Source organism: Acidovorax sp. 59 (genome assembly GCF_002754175.1).
Lineage (GTDB): Bacteria > Pseudomonadota > Gammaproteobacteria > Burkholderiales > Burkholderiaceae_C > Acidovorax > Acidovorax delafieldii.
Genome location: NZ_PEET01000001.1, coordinates 3,502,988 through 3,521,078, shown reverse-complemented (window position 1 = coordinate 3,521,078; position 18,091 = coordinate 3,502,988). Strand labels below are relative to the sequence as shown.

At 64.1% G+C, this 18,091-nt stretch carries 15 protein-coding genes; 14 read left to right on the top strand and 1 reads right to left on the bottom strand.

Going from position 1 to position 18,091, the window contains the following annotated elements; genetic code table 11:
• Positions 1–68: 68 nt before the first annotated feature.
• Positions 69–1,382 carry a sn-glycerol-3-phosphate ABC transporter substrate-binding protein UgpB gene (gene ugpB, locus CLU87_RS16015; protein WP_056060369.1) on the bottom strand — a complete coding sequence of 438 codons (1,314 nt, stop codon included), beginning with the start codon at positions 1,380–1,382 and terminating at the stop codon, positions 69–71.
• A 300-nt stretch (positions 1,383–1,682) separates the two neighbouring features.
• Here ugpB and serA point away from each other — a divergent pair, with 300 nt between their 5' ends.
• The 14 genes from serA to nudB all read left to right on the top strand — a co-directional run bounded on the left by serA (position 1,683) and on the right by nudB (position 18,057).
• Entirely contained in the window at positions 1,683–2,912 is a 1,230-nt protein-coding gene (serA, locus tag CLU87_RS16010) for a phosphoglycerate dehydrogenase (RefSeq protein ID WP_099731082.1), read from the top strand.
• A gap of 99 nt (positions 2,913–3,011) precedes the next feature.
• Positions 3,012–6,926, top strand: coding sequence for an FAD/FMN-binding oxidoreductase (locus tag CLU87_RS16005; RefSeq protein WP_099731081.1), 3,915 nt, complete (start codon positions 3,012–3,014; stop codon positions 6,924–6,926).
• Positions 6,926–7,357, top strand: a complete 432-nt coding sequence (locus CLU87_RS16000) for an HIT family protein (protein ID WP_099731080.1) — start codon at positions 6,926–6,928, stop codon at positions 7,355–7,357. Before CLU87_RS16005 ends, CLU87_RS16000 begins: the two co-directional genes overlap by 1 nt.
• Positions 7,358–7,436: 79 nt before the next feature.
• Positions 7,437–7,859, top strand: coding sequence for a gamma-butyrobetaine hydroxylase-like domain-containing protein (locus tag CLU87_RS15995; RefSeq protein ID WP_099731079.1), 423 nt, complete (start codon positions 7,437–7,439; stop codon positions 7,857–7,859).
• A 214-nt stretch (positions 7,860–8,073) separates the two neighbouring features.
• Entirely contained in the window at positions 8,074–8,805 is a 732-nt protein-coding gene (ubiE, locus tag CLU87_RS15990; protein WP_056060384.1) for a bifunctional demethylmenaquinone methyltransferase/2-methoxy-6-polyprenyl-1,4-benzoquinol methylase UbiE, read from the top strand.
• Between the two features lie 36 nt (positions 8,806–8,841).
• Positions 8,842–9,879, top strand: a complete 1,038-nt coding sequence (locus CLU87_RS15985; protein ID WP_056060388.1) for a Tim44 domain-containing protein — start codon at positions 8,842–8,844, stop codon at positions 9,877–9,879.
• Positions 9,880–9,940: 61 nt separating this feature from the next.
• A complete protein-coding gene (locus CLU87_RS15980; RefSeq protein ID WP_099731078.1) occupies positions 9,941–10,579 on the top strand; it encodes a hypothetical protein in 639 nt (212 codons plus the stop codon).
• Entirely contained in the window at positions 10,576–12,141 is a 1,566-nt protein-coding gene (ubiB, locus tag CLU87_RS15975) for a ubiquinone biosynthesis regulatory protein kinase UbiB (RefSeq protein ID WP_099731077.1), read from the top strand. Before CLU87_RS15980 ends, ubiB begins: the two co-directional genes overlap by 4 nt.
• Before the next feature lie 99 nt (positions 12,142–12,240).
• Positions 12,241–13,686 carry a sodium:solute symporter family protein gene (locus CLU87_RS15970; RefSeq protein WP_056060397.1) on the top strand — a complete coding sequence of 482 codons (1,446 nt, stop codon included), beginning with the start codon at positions 12,241–12,243 and terminating at the stop codon, positions 13,684–13,686.
• A 66-nt stretch (positions 13,687–13,752) separates the two neighbouring features.
• Complete coding sequence (locus CLU87_RS15965; RefSeq protein WP_099731076.1) at positions 13,753–14,103, top strand: FmdB family zinc ribbon protein; 351 nt, start codon at positions 13,753–13,755, stop codon at positions 14,101–14,103.
• Positions 14,104–14,111: 8 nt separating this feature from the next.
• Complete coding sequence (locus CLU87_RS15960) at positions 14,112–14,732, top strand: DUF502 domain-containing protein (protein ID WP_056747297.1); 621 nt, start codon at positions 14,112–14,114, stop codon at positions 14,730–14,732.
• Positions 14,733–14,785: 53 nt separating this feature from the next.
• The gene (gene aspS, locus CLU87_RS15955; protein ID WP_056060406.1) at positions 14,786–16,603 is read left to right on the top strand and encodes an aspartate--tRNA ligase; all 1,818 of its coding nucleotides are present in this window, start codon (positions 14,786–14,788) and stop codon (positions 16,601–16,603) included.
• A gap of 138 nt (positions 16,604–16,741) precedes the next feature.
• Positions 16,742–17,569, top strand: coding sequence for a CsgG/HfaB family protein (locus CLU87_RS15950; RefSeq protein ID WP_056060409.1), 828 nt, complete (start codon positions 16,742–16,744; stop codon positions 17,567–17,569).
• Positions 17,570–17,580: 11 nt separating this feature from the next.
• On the top strand, positions 17,581–18,057 hold the full coding sequence (nudB, locus tag CLU87_RS15945; RefSeq protein ID WP_099731075.1) for a dihydroneopterin triphosphate diphosphatase: 477 nt from the start codon (positions 17,581–17,583) through the stop codon (positions 18,055–18,057).
• Positions 18,058–18,091: the final 34 nt, after the last annotated feature.

Sequence of the window (18,091 nt, the reverse complement as noted above, 5' to 3'; positions counted from 1 at the left end):
CGGGGCGGCGGGCTTTCGATGCCGCCCAGCCGGGTGGCCAGGTGGCATCGACAGATGGGGGACCGTGCTTACTTGTTGGCGCGTGCGAAGCGGGCCAGCTGCTCGTTGCCACGGGTCACGGCGGTGTCCAGGGCTTCCTTGGGCGACTTCTTGCCCGACCAGATCTGTTCGGTTTCCTCGTCGATGATCGAGCGGATCTGCACGAAGTTGCCCAGGCGGATGCCGCGCGACTTGTCCGTGGCCTTGCGGATCATCTGCGTCACGGCCACGTCGGTGCCGGGATTCTTGTCATAGAAGCCAGACGCTTCGGTGAGCTTGTAGGCGCCCATGGTCACCGGCAGGTAACCCGTGCGCTGGTGGCTGGCGGCCTGCACCTTGGTGTCGTTCAGGAAGTTCAGGAAGCTGGCCACGCCCTTGTATTCCTCGGGCTTCTTGCCGGCCATCACCCACAGGCTGGCACCACCGATGGCGGTGTTCTGGGGAGCGCCCTTCACGTCAGGGTAGTAAGGCAGGGTGGAGATGCCGTAGGCAAACTTGGCTTCCTTGGCCACGCGGGCGTACAGGCCCGACGAGCCGGTGATCATGGCGCATTCACCAGAGGGGAAGGACGCATCGGCCGTATTGTTGCGGCCCTTGTAGACAAAGCTGCCTTCCTTGGATGCCTTGGCCAGGTTCTCGAAGTGGCGAACGTGCAGCGGGGTGTTGATCTGCAGTTGCGCGTCGTTGCCGTCAAAGCCGTTGTTCTTGGAGGCGAACAGGGTGTTGTGCCACAGCGAGAAGCTCTCCAGCTGCGTCCAGCTCACCCAGCTGGTGGTGAACGGGCAGCTGTGGCCGCTGGCCTTGAGCTTGGAGGCGGCGGCAAACACTTCGGGCCAGGTCTTGGGCGGCTTGTCGGCGTCCAGACCAGCCTTCTTGAAGGCGTCCTTGTTGTAATAGAAGATCGTGGTCGAGCTGTTGAGCGGGTAGCTCAGCATCTGGCCGTTGGGGGCGGTGTAGTAGCCGGCCACTGCGGACACATACTCGGTGGGTTCAAACTTGAAGCCCGCGTCGTTCAGCACCTTGGCCGCAGGCACGATGGCGCCCTTGCTGGCCATCATGGTGGCGGTGCCCACTTCGAACACTTGCAGGATGTGGGGGGCATTGCCAGCGCGGAAGGCGGCAATGGCGCCGGTCATCGATTCGTCATACTGGCCCTTGTACGTGGGCACGACCTTGTACTGGGATTGGCTGGCGTTGTATTGCTTGGCCAGGTCATTGACCCAGTCGCCCAGCGCTGCACTCATCGAGTGCCACCATTGGATCTCAATGGGTGCCTGTGCTTGCGCAGGTGCGCAGACCGACATGGCAACAGCAGCGCAGACCGCCAGAAGCTTCGTTTTCATGAATATTTCCTCCGAGGATGACGAAAAGCACAAGGGCCGGATGCTATGCAGCCTCTGTGACATTGATATGTCGTTGTCGCATGAGCCCGCGCCCTGCAACAACCGGGGAAACCCCTTGGGGTACCCGTGAGGGGTGCGATTGTGACCTTTTTGTGACAAGGTGTGGCGCATTTGCCGAGGCTTGCAAGGTTTTGTGCAATGCACCATGCTGGTGACTGTTCACATGCGTGTGCAGCCCCGGTTCGTTCGCGCCGTCGCGCGCCGGACTTCCCCTTTCTTCACTCCTTCCCCTTCATCGCCATGGCCACCAATTCGCTCGACAAGAACAAGATCAAGTTTCTGCTGCTCGAAGGCATTCACTCCTCCGCGGTGGATGTGATCCGGGCGGCGGGCTATACGCAGATCGAGACGGTGTCCGGCGCACTGCCCGACGAGGAACTGAAGCGCAAGATCGCCGATGTGCACTTTGTGGGCATCCGCTCGCGCACGCAGCTGACCCAAGAGGTGTTTGCCCAGGCCCACAAGCTGGTGGCCGTGGGCTGCTTTTGTATTGGCACCAACCAAGTGGACCTGAACGCGGCGCGCGAGCGCGGCATTGCGGTGTTCAACGCGCCGTACTCCAACACCCGCTCTGTGGCCGAACTGGTGCTGGCCGAAGCCATCCTGCTGCTGCGTGGCGTGCCCGAGAAAAACGCGGTGGCCCACCGGGGCGGCTGGCTCAAGAGCGCCGACAACGCGTATGAGATCCGTGGCAAGACCCTGGGCATCGTGGGCTACGGCTCCATCGGCACCCAGCTGTCGGTACTGGCCGAGGCCATGGGCATGCACGTGGCCTTCTTTGATGTGGTCAACAAGCTGCCCCTGGGCAATGCCCGCCAGGTGCAGCACCTGCACGATCTGCTGGGCCAGAGCGACATCGTGAGCCTGCACGTGCCCGAGCTGCCGTCCACCGAGGGCATGATCGGCGCTGCCGAAATCGCGGCCATGAAGCCGGGCGGAATCCTCATCAACGCCGCGCGGGGCACGGTGGTGGATATTGAAGCGCTGGCTGCAGCGCTCCAGGCCAAGAAGCTGCTGGGCGCCGCCATCGACGTGTTCCCGGTCGAGCCGCGCACCAACAAGGATGAGTTTGTATCGCCCCTGCGCGGGCTGGACAACGTGATCCTGACTCCCCACATCGGCGGCTCCACCATGGAGGCGCAGGCCAACATTGGCCTGGAGGTGGCCGAGAAGCTGGTGAAATACAGCGACAACGGCACCAGCACCTCGTCGGTCAACTTTCCCGAGGTGGCGCTGCCCGCCCACCCCGGCAAGCACCGTCTGCTGCACATCCACCGCAACGTGCCGGGCGTGCTGTCAGAGATCAACCGCATCTTCTCGGACAACCAGATCAACATCTCGGCCCAATACCTGCAGACCAACGAGAAGATCGGCTACGTGGTCATCGACATCGACGCCGCCTCGTCCGACCTGGCGCTGGACAAGCTGGCCCAGGTCAGCGGCACCCTGCGCAGCCGCGTGCTGTTCTGACACTGTTGCGGGGCCGGTTTCGGCTCTGTCAGACAGCCCCGGCCCGGCAAGCCGCAGGCCGGTGGCTTAAAATCGCGCCCCCACCCCAGGTAGACCCCCATGAATGTACCGATCGCGTTGGCGGCCTTGCAGACGCAGGCCGCCGAGCCTGCCCGACTGCGTGAAATTCCCTATAACTACACCTCGTTTTCCGACCGGGAGATCGTGATCCGGCTGCTGGGGTCCTCATCCTGGGAGGTGCTGGACCAGCTGCGCAAAGAGCGCCGCACGGGCCGTTCGGCCCGCATGCTGTACGAGGTGCTGGGCGATATCTGGGTCGTGCAGCGCAACCCCTACCTGCAGGACGACCTGCTGGACAACCCCTCGCGCCGCAAGCTGCTGGTGGATGCCCTGCAGCACCGCCTGGGCGAGATCGAAAAACGCCGCACCCCCGCAGACGATGCCGAGCGCGACCGTCTCGTCGGTGAGCTGGTCGTCGCCGCGCGACGCGCTGTGGCCGAATTCAACGCCACCTTCGAGCAGGCCGCGCAACTGCGCCGCCAGATCCAGAAAACCCTGGGCCGCCTCACGGCCAAGGACAACATTAAGTTCGACGGCCTCTCCCGCGTGAGCCATGTGACCGACGCGACCGACTGGCGCGTCGAATACCCGTTCGTCGTGCTCACCCCCGACACCGAGGTCGAGATGGCTGGCCTGGTGAAGGGCTGCATCGAACTGGGCCTGACCATCATCCCACGCGGGGGCGGCACCGGCTACACCGGCGGCGCCATTCCGTTGACGTGGAAGAGCGTGGTCATCAACACCGAAAAGCTCGAAGCCATGACCGAGGTGGAGATGCGCCGCCTGCCGGGCCTGGACCGCGAGGTGGGCACGGTGTGGACCGAAGCCGGCGTGGTCACCCAGCGTGTGGCCGATGCGGCCGAGCGTGCGGGCTTTGTGTTTGCGGTGGATCCGACGAGCGCCGAGGCATCGTGCATTGGCGGCAACATCGCCATGAACGCGGGCGGCAAGAAGGCCGTGCTCTGGGGCACGGCGCTGGACAACCTGGCCAGCTGGCGCATGGTCACGCCCGACGCCCAGTGGCTCGAAGTGACCCGCCTGGACCACAACATGGGCAAGATCCATGACGTGGAAGTGGCCACTTTCGAGCTGCAGTATTTCGAGGCCGATGGCAAGACGCCCGTGCGCACCGAGCGCCTGAGCATTCCGGGCAAGACTTTCCGCAAGGAAGGCCTGGGCAAGGACGTGACGGACAAGTTCCTCGCCGGACTGCCCGGCATCCAGAAGGAAGGCTGCGACGGCCTCATCACCAGCGCGCGCTGGGTGGTGCACCGTATGCCCGAGCACACGCGCACCGTGTGCCTGGAGTTCTTCGGCAACGCCAAGGACGCCGTGCCCAGCATCGTCGAGATCAAGGACTTCATGTTCGCCGAGCAAAAGCGCAGTGGCGTGCTGCTGGCGGGCCTGGAGCACCTGGACGACCGCTACCTGAAGGCTGTGGGCTATGCCACCAAGAGCAAAAAGGGCAACGGCGGCCTGCCCAAGATGGTGCTGATTGGCGACATTGCCGGTGACAACGCCGACGACGTGGCCCGCGTGACCAGCGAAGTGGTGCGCCTGGCCAACACCCGCAGCGGCGAAGGCTTTGTGGCCATCACGGCCGATGCGCGCAAGAAATTCTGGGCCGACCGCAAGAAGACGGCGGCCATCAGCCGCCACACCAACGCATTCAAGATCAACGAAGACGTGGTGATCCCGCTGCCGCGCATGGCCGAGTACACCGACGGCATCGAGCGCATCAACATCGAGCTCTCCCTGCGCAACAAGCTCAAGCTGTGCGACGCGCTGACCGAGTTCTTCGAGCGTGGCAACCTGCCCCTGGGCAAGCACGACGCCGACGACGAGGTGCCTTCGCCCGAGCTGCTGCAAGACCGCGTGGCCCAGGCCATCGCCCTGGTGGAAGAGGTGCGCGCCCTGTGGCAGGGCTGGCTGCACGATGTGGAAACGCTGTTCCCCCAACTGCAGGACCACACCCTGCGCGCCAGCTGGAAGACCCAGCTGCGGGCGCCGCTGCAAGGCATCTTCACTGGCGCGGCGTTCAAGCCCATCCTGGACGAGGCCGTGGCCATCCACAAGCGCGTGCTCAAGGGCCGCGTGTGGGTGGCGCTGCACATGCACGCAGGCGACGGCAATGTGCACACCAACATCCCGGTCAACAGCGACGACTACGAGATGCTGCAAACGGCCCACGAGGCCGTGGCGCGCATCATGGTGCTGGCGCGCAGCTTGAACGGCGTGATCTCGGGCGAACACGGCATTGGCATCACCAAGCTGGAGTTTTTGACCGATGAAGAGCTGCGCCCCTTTGCCGAGTACAAGCGCAAGGTGGACCCGGAAGGCCGCTTCAACAAAGGCAAGTTGCTCCGAAATCAGGAGCATTTAGGGCATATTCAACCAGCGCTTGGTGCCGATTTGGCTTCAAAACCGGCGCTGCATGCCGATTTGACCAACGCCTACACACCCAGCTTCGGCCTGATGGGGCATGAGTCGCTGATCATGCAGCAGAGCGACATCGGCGCCATTGCCGATTCGGTCAAGGACTGCCTGCGCTGCGGCAAGTGCAAGCCCGTGTGCTCCACGCACGTGCCACGCGCCAACCTGCTGTACAGCCCACGCAACAAGATCCTGGCCACGTCGCTGCTGGTCGAGGCGTTCCTGTACGAAGAGCAGACCCGCCGGGGCGTGAGCATCAAGCACTGGCAGGAGTTTGAGGACGTGGCCGACCACTGCACGGTGTGCCACAAATGCGAGAGCCCTTGCCCGGTGAAGATCGACTTCGGCGACGTCACCATGAACATGCGCAACCTGCTGCGCAAGATGGGCAAGAAGACCTTCCGCCCCGGCAACGCATTGGCCATGACCATGCTCAACGCCACCAACCCGGACACCATCAAGCTGATGCGCTCGGCCATGGTGGACGTGGGTTTCAAGGCCCAGCGCATGGCCGTGGACCTGCTGCGCAAGGTGGGCCGCAAGCAAACGGCCAAGCCGCCCGCGACGGTGGGCACGGCTCCGATCAAGGAGCAGGTGATCCATTTCATCAACAAGAAGCTGCCAGGCGGCCTGCCCAAGAAGACGGCGCGCGCGCTGCTCGACATCGAGGACAAGGACTACGTGCCGATCATCCGCAACCCGCAGGCCACCACGGCCGAGACGGAGGCGGTGTTCTACTTCCCTGGCTGCGGGTCAGAGCGCTTGTTCTCGCAGGTCGGTTTGGCGACCCAGGCCATGCTGTGGCACGCGGGCGTGCAGACGGTGCTGCCGCCTGGGTACCTGTGCTGCGGCTACCCCCAGCGCGGTTCGGGCCAGTTCGACAAGGCCGAAAAGATGATCACGGACAACCGCGTGCTCTTCCACCGCGTGGCCAACACGCTCAACTACCTCGATATCAAGACCGTGGTGGTGAGTTGCGGCACCTGCTACGACCAGCTGCAGGGCTACGAGTTTGACAAGATCTTCCCGGGCAGCCGCATCATCGACATCCACGAGTACCTGCTGGAAAAGGGCATCCAGCTGCAAGGCAAGGGCGCCTACCTGTACCACGAGCCCTGCCACAACCCCATGAAGCTGCAGGACTCGATGAAGACCGTGAAGGCGCTGGTGGGCGAGCAGGTCTTGAAGAGCGAGCGTTGCTGCGGCGAGTCGGGCACGCTGGGTGTGACCCGGCCCGACGTGTCCACGCAGGTGCGCTTCCGCAAGGAAGAAGAGATCAAGAAGGGCGAAGCCCAACTGCGTGCCAGCGGTGCTGTCGGCGCGCAGGACAACGTGAAGATCCTCACCAGCTGCCCCAGCTGCCTGCAGGGCCTGAACCGCTACGAAGGCGACCTGAACAACGGCTTGCTCGAAGCCGACTACATCGTGGTCGAGATGGCGCGCGAGATCCTGGGCGAGAACTGGATGCCCGAGTACGTACACCGTGCCAACAACGGCGGCATTGAGCGGGTGCTAGTCTGATGACCTGCCCCTTGTGCGCTGAAGACGGCGGCGCATTGGTCTGGCGTGGCGAGCGCCTGCGTGTCATCCGTGCGCAGGAGGCGGGGTTTCCCGCCTTGTACCGCGTGGTCTGGAATGCGCATGTGGCCGAGTTCTCGGACCTGGCTGCAGCCGACCGCGTGCACTGCATGGAGGCTGTGACGATGGTGGAGCAGGCGCTGCGCCAGCACCTGTCGCCCACCAAGGTCAACATCGCGGCGCTGGGCAACATGGTGCCGCACCTGCACTGGCATGTGATTGCGCGGTTTGACTGGGACAGTCACTTCCCGGCCCCTGTGTGGGCGACTGCGCAGCGGCCCAGCCCTGCCGAGCAAGAGGCCGCCGTGCGGGCCTTGTTGCCCGCGCTGGAAGCGCAGCTGCAGTCCCAGCTGGCGCAGTGGGCTGCCCGGTAACCTTGCTGGTAGCGTGTGCCTGGGCGGGTGGGACAATGGCAGCCGTCGTTCCTGACAACAGTTTTCTCAAGGTGATTCCATGGCAGGTTTGAAAGCGGGCGCTCCCACGCCGCAGGCCCTGACGGTGCATGAACAGTCGCGCGTGCTGGAGGTGGGTTTTTCGGATGGCGCCACATTCCGCATTCCGTTCGAGCTGATGCGCGTGTACTCGCCCTCGGCCGAGGTGCAAGGCCACGGCCCGGGGCAGGAGGTGCTGCAGACGGGCAAGCGCAATGTGGCGCTCATCAACCTGGAGCCTGTGGGCAACTACGCCGTCAAGCCCACGTTCTCCGACGGCCACGACAGCGGCATCTTCACCTGGGACTATCTCTACGAGCTGGGCCAGAAGCAGGACGCACTGTGGGCCCAGTACACCGAGCGGCTGGCTGCGGCGGGGGCCGATCGCGACGCGCCCATGGCGCCCAAGGGTGGTGCAGGGGGCCACGCCTGCGGCAGTCACTGACGCCCTTGGCAGGCCTGTTCAGGGGCCCGCCGCCAAAAGCCGCACAAGTCCCTGTGCGGTAAGGTGCTATTGAAAATATAGCTATCAGCGCAATATTTGCTTGCGCTAGCGGCTGTTTTTGTTTCAATAGCGTTCTCCAAATTGCGACAGATGCCCCAATTCAGTGCGGGGTTGTCGCTGTACCTCTGGCGTTCACGCGCCTAGCATGATTCTTATGAGCACCACGCATTTCGGTTTTCAGTCGGTGGACGAGCAGGAAAAGGCACGCCGTGTGCGCGGTGTGTTTGATTCCGTGGCATCCAAGTACGACGTGATGAACGACCTCATGTCGGCGGGCCTGCACCGTGCCTGGAAGGCCTACACCGTGATGGTGGCCAACCTGCGCGAAGGCAGCCAGGTGCTGGACATTGCGGGGGGCACCGGTGACCTGGCACTGGCGTTTTCCAAGAAGGTGGGGGCATCGGGCCGTGTGGTGCACACCGACATCAACGAGGCCATGCTGCGTGTGGGCCGTGACCGTCTCATCAACGAGGGCGTGGTGCTGCCTACGCTGGTCTGCGACGCTGAAAAGCTGCCGTTCCCCGACGCGCATTTCGACGTGGTGAGCGTGGCTTTTGGCTTGCGCAACATGACCCACAAGGACCAGGCCATTGCCGAAATGTGCCGTGTGCTCAAGCCCGGCGGCAAGCTGCTGGTGCTGGAGTTTTCCAAAGTGGCGCAGCCGCTGACCAAGGTGTACGACTGGTACTCGTTCAAGGTGCTGCCCCAGCTGGGTAAGCTGGTAGCGGGCGACGACGCGAGCTACCGGTATCTGGCGGAGTCCATCCGCATGCACCCGGGGCAGGAAGAACTCAAAAGCCTCATGCAGAAAAATGGTTTTGGGCATGTGGACTATCACAACATGACGGGGGGCATTGTGGCCCTCCATGTTGGAATCAAGTGCTGAGCGGTTTGCTCGGTCGATAACGGAGACGGAGAAGTCATGATGAAACTGTGGTCTGTGGTGTTGGTCGCGATGCTGGCGTTTGCGCACGCCGATGCCGACGCCGCGCGGCGACTGGGTGGTGGCAAATCGGTGGGCAAGCAGTCCAGCAATGTGACGCAGCGCGAGTCGGCCACGCCGCCCGCCACGCCGGGCGCACCGGCACAAAGCGCGACCAACACGGCTGCGGCAGCCAAGCCTGCTACCGCCACGCCGGCAGCGGCTCCGGCCGCGCCGGCCAAGAAGCCCTGGGGTGCCATGTTGGGCGGCCTGGCGGCGGGTCTGGGCCTGGCCTGGCTGGCGCACTCGCTGGGCCTGGGCGCTGGCTTTGGCAACATCCTGATGATTGCGCTGCTGGCGCTGGCGGCGTTTGCCATCTTCAAGATGGTCATGCGGTCGCGCAACGGCGGTAGCAATGGCTCGGGCAATGCTGCAGGTGGTGCTCCGTTCGCCTTTCAGGGCGCAGGGGCTGCAACGCCCGCCGCTGCCCAGGTGCCGCCGCAGTACAGCCCCAACAACGTGGGCAACGACGCATCGGCCCGCCCCTGGGAGCGCAGCAGCATGGCATTTGATGCCTCGCGTGCCGGGCAGGGTGGCGTGGGTTCCGGTGTGGTAATCGGTTCGGGCCTGTCGGGTTCGCAGAACTGGGGTGTGCCCGCCGATTTCGACACCGAGGGTTTCCTGGCGGCCGCCAAGCGCAACTTCGTGACCTTGCAGGGCGCGTGGGACCGCTCGGACATCGCCACCCTGCGGTCCATGATGACGGACAACATGCTCGATGAGATCCGCACCCAGCTGACCGAGCGCGAAGCCCACCGGGGTACGCAGCCCAATCACACCGATGTGGTCATGATCGAAGCGCAGCTGCTGGGCATCGAAGACCTGGGCGACGGCTACATGGCCAGCGTCGAGTTCTCGGGCATGATCCGCGAAGAACCCTCGGCCGGGCCCAGCCCCTTCCGTGAGGTCTGGAACATGACCAAGCCCAAGGCGGGCAACACCGGCTGGCTGGTGGCAGGCGTGCAAGCCCTGCAGTAAACACGGCTCACGGGGCCCCTGCGTGCCAGGGGCATTCCAGTTCAGGGAATAATCGGGGACTATGGCAACACCACAGTCCCCTTTTCCTTTTCTGGACGGCCTCTTCGAGCGCCTGGCAGCCGGCCCGCAGCCCCCGCAATGGCTGGTCCACGAGGTGCAGCAGCGCCTGGTGCTGTTTCTCAACCATGTGCTGATGCAGGAGAAAGAAGCCACGGACCGGCTGGTGCGCCAAAAGGACCGCATCGCCAGGGTGCAGTGGCGGGCCTATTCCCTGTCGCTGGTGATCACCCCTGCGGGCCTGTTCAACCTGGCGCCCGAATCCGCGGCGCCAGACCTGCGGCTGGAAGTGACCGATACCTCCCCCATCACCCTGGCCCAGGCTGCATTGCGGGGCGACAAGCCCTCCATCCGCATTGAGGGCGATGTACAACTGGCGGCCGAGATCAACTGGCTGGTGGACCATGTGCGCTGGGATGTGGAGGAAGACCTGGCCCGCGTGATTGGCGATGCCCCTGCGCATACGCTGGCGCAGTTCGCCAGCCGGGCTGCGCAGGCGCTGCGCCAGTTTGTGGGTTCGCGCATGGCAGCCGCCAGCGCGGCGTCTTCTGCAGTGGTCGTTGCGACGGTACCGGTGGCGCCCAGTGCTCCGGCAGCGGCGCCGCTGTCACCTTCGGCTGGTTCGGACCGGGCCGACGCATGAAGCGCTTCTTGCGGGGGGCGGCCATCCTGTGGGTGGTGTTCCGGTTCGGCCTGGATGGCTTGCTGCTCGACAGCTTTCAAAAGCCCTGGCTGCGCATGATCTCGCGCATCCTGTCCATCGGGCGCAATCTGGATGCGCCGCGTGGGCAACGCCTGCGCGAGGCGCTGGAAAGCCTGGGACCTATCTTCGTCAAGTTCGGCCAGGTGCTGTCCACCCGCCGCGACCTGCTTCCGCCCGACATAGCCGACGAACTGGCCCGCCTGCAGGACCGCGTGCCGCCATTCGACCCCGACATCGCCATCGCCACCATCGAGCGTGCCTTCCGTCGTCCGGTGGACGAGGTGTTCACCTCTTTCGACCGCACACCGGTGGCCAGCGCGTCCATCGCCCAGGTGCATTTCGCCACGCTGCGCGACCGCCAGGGCATTGAGCGCGAGGTAGCCGTCAAGGTGCTGCGGCCTGGCATGCTGCCGGTGATCGAGAAGGACCTGAGCCTCATGCGCATGATGGCGGGGTGGGTGGAGAGCCTGTCTGCCGATGGCAAGCGCCTGAAGCCCCGTGAGGTGGTGGCAGAGTTTGACAACTACCTGCACGACGAACTGGACCTGGTGCGCGAGGCTGCCAACGCTGCGCAGCTGCGCCGCAACATGACCGGGCTGGACCTGGTGCTGATCCCCGAGATCTTCTGGGACTTCTGCCACCCCGAGGTCATGGTGATGCAGCGCATGAACGGTGTGCCCATCAGCCAGATCGACCGCCTGCGGGAGGCCGGTGTGGACATCCCCAAGCTGGCGCGCGACGGCGTCACCATCTTCTTCACCCAGGTGTTTCGCGACGGGTTTTTTCACGCCGATATGCACCCGGGCAACATCCAGGTGAGTCTGGAGCCTGCCACGTTCGGCCGCTACATCTCGCTGGACTTCGGCATCGTGGGCACGCTGACCGAAGTGGACAAGGAATACCTGGCGCAGAACTTTGTGGCGTTCTTCCGGCGCGACTACAAGCGGGTGGCAGAGCTGCACATCGAAAGCGGCTGGGTGCCGCCCGAAACGCGGGTCAATGACCTCGAGTCGGCCATCCGCGCCGTGTGCGAGCCATATTTTGACCGCCCACTCAAGGAAATCTCGCTGGGCCTGGTGCTGATGCGGCTGTTCCAGACCTCGCGCCGCTTCCATGTCGAGATCCAGCCCCAGCTGGTGCTGCTGCAAAAGACCCTGCTCAACATCGAGGGCCTGGGCCGCGAGCTGGACCCGGACCTGGACCTGTGGAGCACGGCCAAGCCCTTCCTTGAAAAGTGGATGCTGGAGCAGATGGGCCCCCAGCGCCTGTGGCGCGAGCTGAGGGCCGAGGCGCCGCACTATGCCAAGCTGCTGCCCGAGCTGCCACGACTCATCTACGACGCGCTGCGCCAGCGCCCGGCAGACCACGAGCCTGCACTGCGTGAACTGCTGGAAGCGCAAAAACGCACCAACCGGCTGCTGCAAGGCATCATTTTTGCTGGGGTCGGGTTTGTGCTGGGCTTGCTGCTCATCCAACTGCTGATCAGAATCCGGCTTTTCTGACGATCTGCATGCCCGGTGCCCCGGTGTGGGGAGCGCCGGGGTGCAGGTCGGATTTCTTCACCCTGGACCGACCGAGACAAAAAGAGAGAGGAGCGCGCTGTGCTGCTGACCCTGGTTATCGTTTACCTGCTGATCACCATCGGCATCGGCTTGCTGGCAGCCCGGCGTGTGAAGAACGCTGCGGACTTTGCCATTGCCGGGCGCCACCTGCCGCTGTACATGATCATCACCACCACGTTTGCCACCTGGTTTGGGTCGGAGACCGTGCTGGGCATTCCTGCCAAGTTCATCGAGGGCGGTCTGGGCAATGTGGTGGAAGACCCGTTCGGCGCGGGCTTCTGCCTGATCCTGGTCGGCCTGTTCTTTGCCGGCAAGCTGTACCGCATGACGCTGCTCACCATCAGCGACTATTACCGCGAACGCTATGGCCGCACGGTGGAAATCGTCTGCTCGCTGATCATCATGTTGAGCTACCTGGGCTGGGTTTCTGCCCAGGTCACAGCGCTGGGCCTGGTGTTCAACCTGCTGTCTGGCGGTGCCATCAGCATTCCGGTGGGCATGACGATTGGTGTGGTCTCCATCCTGGCGTACACGCTGTTCGGCGGCATGTGGTCGGTGGCGGTCACCGATTTCATCCAGATGATCATCCTGGTGGTGGGCCTGGCCGTCATTGCCGTGTTTGCGGGCAACATGGCCGGGGGAGCGGACAAGGTGATCGAGTTCGCGTCCAGCCGTGAGCTGTTCCGGTTCCTGCCTGAGCCCAAGTTCCATGACGTGGTGTTCTTCATCGCCGCGGGTGTGACCATGATGTTCGGCTCCATCCCGCAGCAGGACGTCTTTCAGCGTGTGATGTCGGCCAACAACATCCAGGCAGCCACGCGCGGTCCCGTGATCGGTGGCATCTGCTACATCCTGTTCGCCTTTGTGCCCATGTTCCTGGTGGCCAGCGCGCTCATCATCATGCCCACGGAAACGGCTGCGCTGCTCAAGGACGACCCGCAAAAGGTGCTGCCCACGCTGGTGCTGGAGAAGATGCCTTTTGTGATGCAGGTGCTGTTCTTTGGGGCCCTGCTGTCGGCGCTCAAGTCCACGGCCTCTGCCACGCTGCTGGCGCCCAGCGTCACTTTCACCGAAAACATCTGGCGCCAGTTCCGTCCGCACAGCTCGGACAAGCAGCACCTGCGCACCATGCGCATCACCACGCTTGTTTTCAGCGCCTGCGTGTTGGCCTATGCCATCTACATGCAGGGTACCTCCATCTATGAGCTGGTGTCGGGTGCCTATCAGGTGCCGCTGGTGGGAGCGTTTGTGCCGCTGGTGTTCGGCCTGTACTGGAAGCGTGCCACCACGCAGGGCGCCATCTTTGCCATCGTGCTGGGCCTGGTGACCTGGCTGTTGTTCCTGTCCACTCCGGCGGGGGCAATCTTTCCTGCGCAGCTGGCGGGTTTGCTGGCCGCGCTGGCGGGCATGCTGATCGGCTCCCTCGGGCCACAGGCCATCCGCAACAGCCATGCCTCCCACCACAAGATGGTTGGGGTCGAGTAACGCGGGGGGGTGAAGGGGCATGCCGCCTATAATTGAGGGTTTTGCACTTTCCCTCAACACACTGACATGCCTATTTACGCCTACAAATGCGGCTCCTGTGGCCATGCCAAGGATGTGCTGCAAAAAATCTCCGACGCACCCCTGACCGTGTGCCCCGCCTGCGGCGCCGAAGCCTTCTCCAAGCAGGTCACTGCCGCAGGTTTTCAGCTCAAGGGCTCGGGCTGGTACGTGACCGATTTCCGTGGCGGAAACGGTGGCAACTCCGCCCCGGCCACCGAAGCCAAGTCGGAGTCCAAAACCGAATCAGCGGCACCTGCCAGTGGCGGTGATGCTCCTAAAAAGGAAGCGGCCAGCACAAGCACTGCCAGCGCTACCGGTACCGCCGGTACCAGTGGCACTTCTTCCTCTTCGAGCTGAGGACCTGCATGGCTGCCCTGCGCAAATGGCTGTTGACAGGCCTTCTGGTCATCGTGCCCGGTGTCATCACGGCCTGGGTGCTCAACTGGATTGTGAGCACGCTCGACCAGACCCTGCAGATCCTGCCCGGCGCGTGGCAGCCCGACAAGCTGCTCGGAGTGCATGTCCCGGGCTTTGGTGTGGTCCTCACGCTGGCCATCTTGCTCGTGGTGGGCGCCATTGCCAGCAACTTTGCGGGCCGCAAGCTTGTGCAGTGGGGCGACGCGCTGGTACACCGCATTCCGGTGGTGCGCTCTATCTACTCCAGCGTCAAGCAGGTGTCGGACACGCTGTTCTCCGAGAGCGGCAATGCCTTTCGCAAGGCCGTGCTCGTGCAGTGGCCCCGCGAAGGGGTATGGACTGTGGCGTTCGTCACCGGCGCCCCCAATGGTGAAGTGGCTGCGTACCTGCGCGACGAGTTCGTCAGCGTGTACGTGCCCACCACCCCCAACCCCACGGGGGGGTATTTTGTGATGGTTCGCAAGAGCGACTGTGTCGAGCTCGAAATGAGTGTGGACAGCGCCCTCAAGTACATCGTCTCCATGGGTGTGGTGGCTCCAGCGGACCCCACGCTGCCCCCACCCAAGTAAGAAAAGCAATCTCTTTCAACGTCAACGCGCCCTGCGGCGCCGGAAGTTTTGTCATGGCCATGCGTTCCCACTATTGCGGTCTTGTGACCGAAGCCCTGTTGGGCCAAACCGTTACCCTGTCGGGCTGGGTGAACCGCCGCCGTGACCATGGTGGCGTGATCTTCATCGACCTGCGCGACCGCGAAGGCTACGTGCAGGTGGTGTGCGACCCCGACCGCGCCGAGATGTTCAAGGTCGCCGAAGGCGTGCGCAACGAGTTCTGCGTACAGGTCAAGGGTGTGGTGCGCGCACGCCCCGCAGGCACCACCAACGACAAGCTCAAGACCGGCCAGATCGAAGTGCTGTGCCATGAGCTGAACGTGCTCAACCCTTCCGTCACGCCTCCGTTCCAGATCGACGAGGAAAACCTGTCGGAAACCACGCGCCTCACGCACCGCGTGCTGGACCTGCGCCGCCCGTACATGCAGAACAACCTGATGCTGCGCTACAAGGTGGCAATGGAAGTGCGCAAGTTCCTCGATGCGAATGGCTTCATCGACATCGAAACCCCCATGCTCACCAAGAGCACGCCCGAAGGCGCGCGCGACTACCTCGTGCCCAGCCGCGTGCACGATGGCCATTTCTTCGCATTGCCCCAGTCGCCTCAGCTGTTCAAGCAGCTGCTGATGGTGGCGGGCTTCGACCGCTACTACCAGATCACCAAGTGCTTCCGCGACGAAGACTTGCGTGCTGACCGCCAGCCTGAATTCACCCAGATCGATATCGAGACATCGTTCATGGAAGAGCAGGACATCCGCGACATGTTCCAGGGCATGATCAAGACGGTGTTCCAGAACACGCTGGGCGTGGACCTGGGCGAGTTCCCCGTCATGACCTACCAGGACGCTGCGCGCCTGTATGGCTCCGACAAGCCCGACCTGCGCGTGAAGCTCGAATTCACCGAGCTGACCGACGTGATGAAGGACGTGGACTTCAAGGTGTTCTCGGGCGCCGCCAACATGAAGAATGGCCGCGTGGTCGGCCTGCGCGTGCCCGGTGGCTCGGTCGAAGGCGGCGGCATCAGCCGTGGCGAAATCGACGCCTACACTGAGTTCGTCAAGATCTACGGCGCCAAGGGCCTGGCCTACATCCGCGTCAACGAACTGGCCAAGGGCCGTGACGGTCTGCAGTCGCCCATCGTGAAGAACATCCACGACGCAGCCCTGCAAGCCGTGCTGGAGCGCACTGGCGCACAGGATGGCGACCTGATCTTCTTCGGTGCCGACAAGGAAAAGATCGTCAACGACGCGATTGGCGCGCTGCGTATCAAGATCGGCCACAGCGAGTTCGGCAAGAAGAACGGCCTGTTCGAGAACCGCTGGGCCCCGCTGTGGGTGGTCGACTTCCCGATGTTCGAGTACGACGAGGAAAACCAGCGCTGGAACTCGGTGCACCACCCCTTCACCAGCCCCAAGGATGGTCACGAAGACTGGATGGTCACTGCGCCCGAGAAGTGCATCTCCAAGGGCTACGACATGGTGCTCAACGGCTGGGAAATGGGTGGCGGCTCCGTCCGTATCCACCGCGCCGACGTGCAGCAGAAGGTGTTTGACGCCCTCAACATCACGCCCGAAGAAGCCCAGCTCAAGTTCGGCTTCCTGCTGGATGCGCTGCAGTACGGCGCGCCCCCGCACGGCGGCCTGGCCTTTGGCCTGGACCGCATCGTGACGCTGATGACCGGTGCCGAGTCGATCCGCGACGTGATCGCCTTCCCCAAGACCCAACGCGCCCAGTGTCTGCTCACGCAGGCGCCCAGCCCCGTGGACGAAAAGCAGCTGCGCGAGCTGCACATCCGCCTGCGCAACCCCGACGCGGTCAAGACTGCGGCCTGATTCCGGACGCATCACGTCCTTCGCGCATGCAGCCATGCATCGCACACCAAGCGGCTCGGGCCTTGCGCCCTGGCCGCTTTTTTCATGCGCGGCGCATCGGGCACTGGCCGCCGTGCACGGACTGAAAGAGGTACTTCCATGCGTTTGTTGACACGCTCCCATTGGCTGCTTGCGGCCGCATGCATCGCCCTGGCCGGATGCGGCGAGAAGAAGACCGAACTGGGGCAGGGCGGCTCGGTGGTCACGGGCTCGGCCGGGCCCCAGGGCGCGCAGAACGCGGCCCGTGAGCTGGTGCGTTGCGATGCGCCCGTGGCCACGCTGGCGCTGGCCGAGAACCCCAATGGCTACATCATGGGCTCGGGCTACCAACTGCCCGCGTCGCCGGTGCCACTGGTCAAGCTGCTGGCTCAGCAGAGCGGGTGTTTCCGCGTGGTGGACCGGGCAGCGGGCCTGAAGGGCACTGTGCAGGAGCAGGAATTGAAGGACGCAGGCATCCTGCGCAAGAACAACTCCACCGTGGCCAAGGGCAAGGGGTACGAGGCACAGTACACGCTCACGCCCAGCCTCACGTTCAGCGAGCAGGATGCGGGCCGGGGCCTGGCCGGGGTGATCGCCATGATCCCGGTACTGCGCGATATCGCAGGCCTGGCCGGGCTGGTGGAGCAGGTCAAGTTCAAGGAAGCACAGACGGCCTTGCTGCTGTCCGACAACGAAACCACCGAACAGGTAGCAGCGGCCACGGGCTCCGCACGCACCACCGACCTCGGGGTGGGTGGCCTGGTGTTCGGCAAGCTGGGCGGTGCCGCGGGCGCTGGCTGGAGCAATACCAACGAAGGCAAGGTCATTGCTGCGGCGTTTCTGGACGCGCACAACCAGCTGGTGGTGCAGGCGCGTGCGTTGCAGGCCAAGGAGCTGCCCCCGCCCGTGCCCACCACCACGGCAGCCCAGCGCCCCAAGGGGGGCTGAAGGCACAGGCCATGGCAGCCGCCGGGCCACCGCGGCCTTACAAGCTTCCAGAGTCGGTGCTGGTGGTGATCCACACCCCCGCGCTGGAGGTGCTGCTGATCCGCCGCACCGGGGGCGAGGGGCATTGGCAGTCGGTCACCGGTAGCAAGGATGCGTTGGACGAGCCTTTTGCCGAGACCGCACGCCGTGAAGTGGCCGAAGAAACCGGGATAGACACCCAGGCACCGGGTTGCCTGCTGACCGACTGGGCGCTGGAGAACGTGTACGACATCTGGCCCCAATGGCTGCACCGTTATGCCCCTGGCGTGGTGCGCAACCGCGAGCGCGTGTTTGGCCTGTGTGTGCCCGCAGGCACGCCCGTGGTGCTGAGCCCGCGTGAGCACGACGCTTATGAGTGGCTGCCCTGGCAGCAGGCCGCTGACCGGTGTTTTTCAGCGTCCAATGCTGAGGCGTGCCTGTTACTCCCCCGATTTTTGCATCTCGGGTGATAGGACTCCGAATGGCCCGGCGGCAACGGGGGCA

What these genes read in the sequence shown, in the direction of transcription:
- CLU87_RS15985 (WP_056060388.1), top strand. Translation starts at nt 8,842, where the DNA reads ATGATGAAACTGTGGTCTGTGGTGTTGGTCGCGATGCTGGCGTTTGCG.
- CLU87_RS15950 (WP_056060409.1), top strand. Translation starts at nt 16,742, where the DNA reads ATGCGTTTGTTGACACGCTCCCATTGGCTGCTTGCGGCCGCATGCATC.
- CLU87_RS16000 (WP_099731080.1), top strand. Translation starts at nt 6,926, where the DNA reads ATGACCTGCCCCTTGTGCGCTGAAGACGGCGGCGCATTGGTCTGGCGT.
- CLU87_RS15960 (WP_056747297.1), top strand. Translation starts at nt 14,112, where the DNA reads ATGGCTGCCCTGCGCAAATGGCTGTTGACAGGCCTTCTGGTCATCGTG.
- ubiE (WP_056060384.1), top strand. Translation starts at nt 8,074, where the DNA reads ATGAGCACCACGCATTTCGGTTTTCAGTCGGTGGACGAGCAGGAAAAG.
- nudB (WP_099731075.1), top strand. Translation starts at nt 17,581, where the DNA reads ATGGCAGCCGCCGGGCCACCGCGGCCTTACAAGCTTCCAGAGTCGGTG.
- aspS (WP_056060406.1), top strand. Translation starts at nt 14,786, where the DNA reads ATGGCCATGCGTTCCCACTATTGCGGTCTTGTGACCGAAGCCCTGTTG.
- CLU87_RS16005 (WP_099731081.1), top strand. Translation starts at nt 3,012, where the DNA reads ATGAATGTACCGATCGCGTTGGCGGCCTTGCAGACGCAGGCCGCCGAG.
- serA (WP_099731082.1), top strand. Translation starts at nt 1,683, where the DNA reads ATGGCCACCAATTCGCTCGACAAGAACAAGATCAAGTTTCTGCTGCTC.
- ugpB (WP_056060369.1), bottom strand. Translation starts at nt 1,382, where the DNA reads ATGAAAACGAAGCTTCTGGCGGTCTGCGCTGCTGTTGCCATGTCGGTC.
- ubiB (WP_099731077.1), top strand. Translation starts at nt 10,576, where the DNA reads ATGAAGCGCTTCTTGCGGGGGGCGGCCATCCTGTGGGTGGTGTTCCGG.
- CLU87_RS15980 (WP_099731078.1), top strand. Translation starts at nt 9,941, where the DNA reads ATGGCAACACCACAGTCCCCTTTTCCTTTTCTGGACGGCCTCTTCGAG.
- CLU87_RS15995 (WP_099731079.1), top strand. Translation starts at nt 7,437, where the DNA reads ATGGCAGGTTTGAAAGCGGGCGCTCCCACGCCGCAGGCCCTGACGGTG.
- CLU87_RS15965 (WP_099731076.1), top strand. Translation starts at nt 13,753, where the DNA reads ATGCCTATTTACGCCTACAAATGCGGCTCCTGTGGCCATGCCAAGGAT.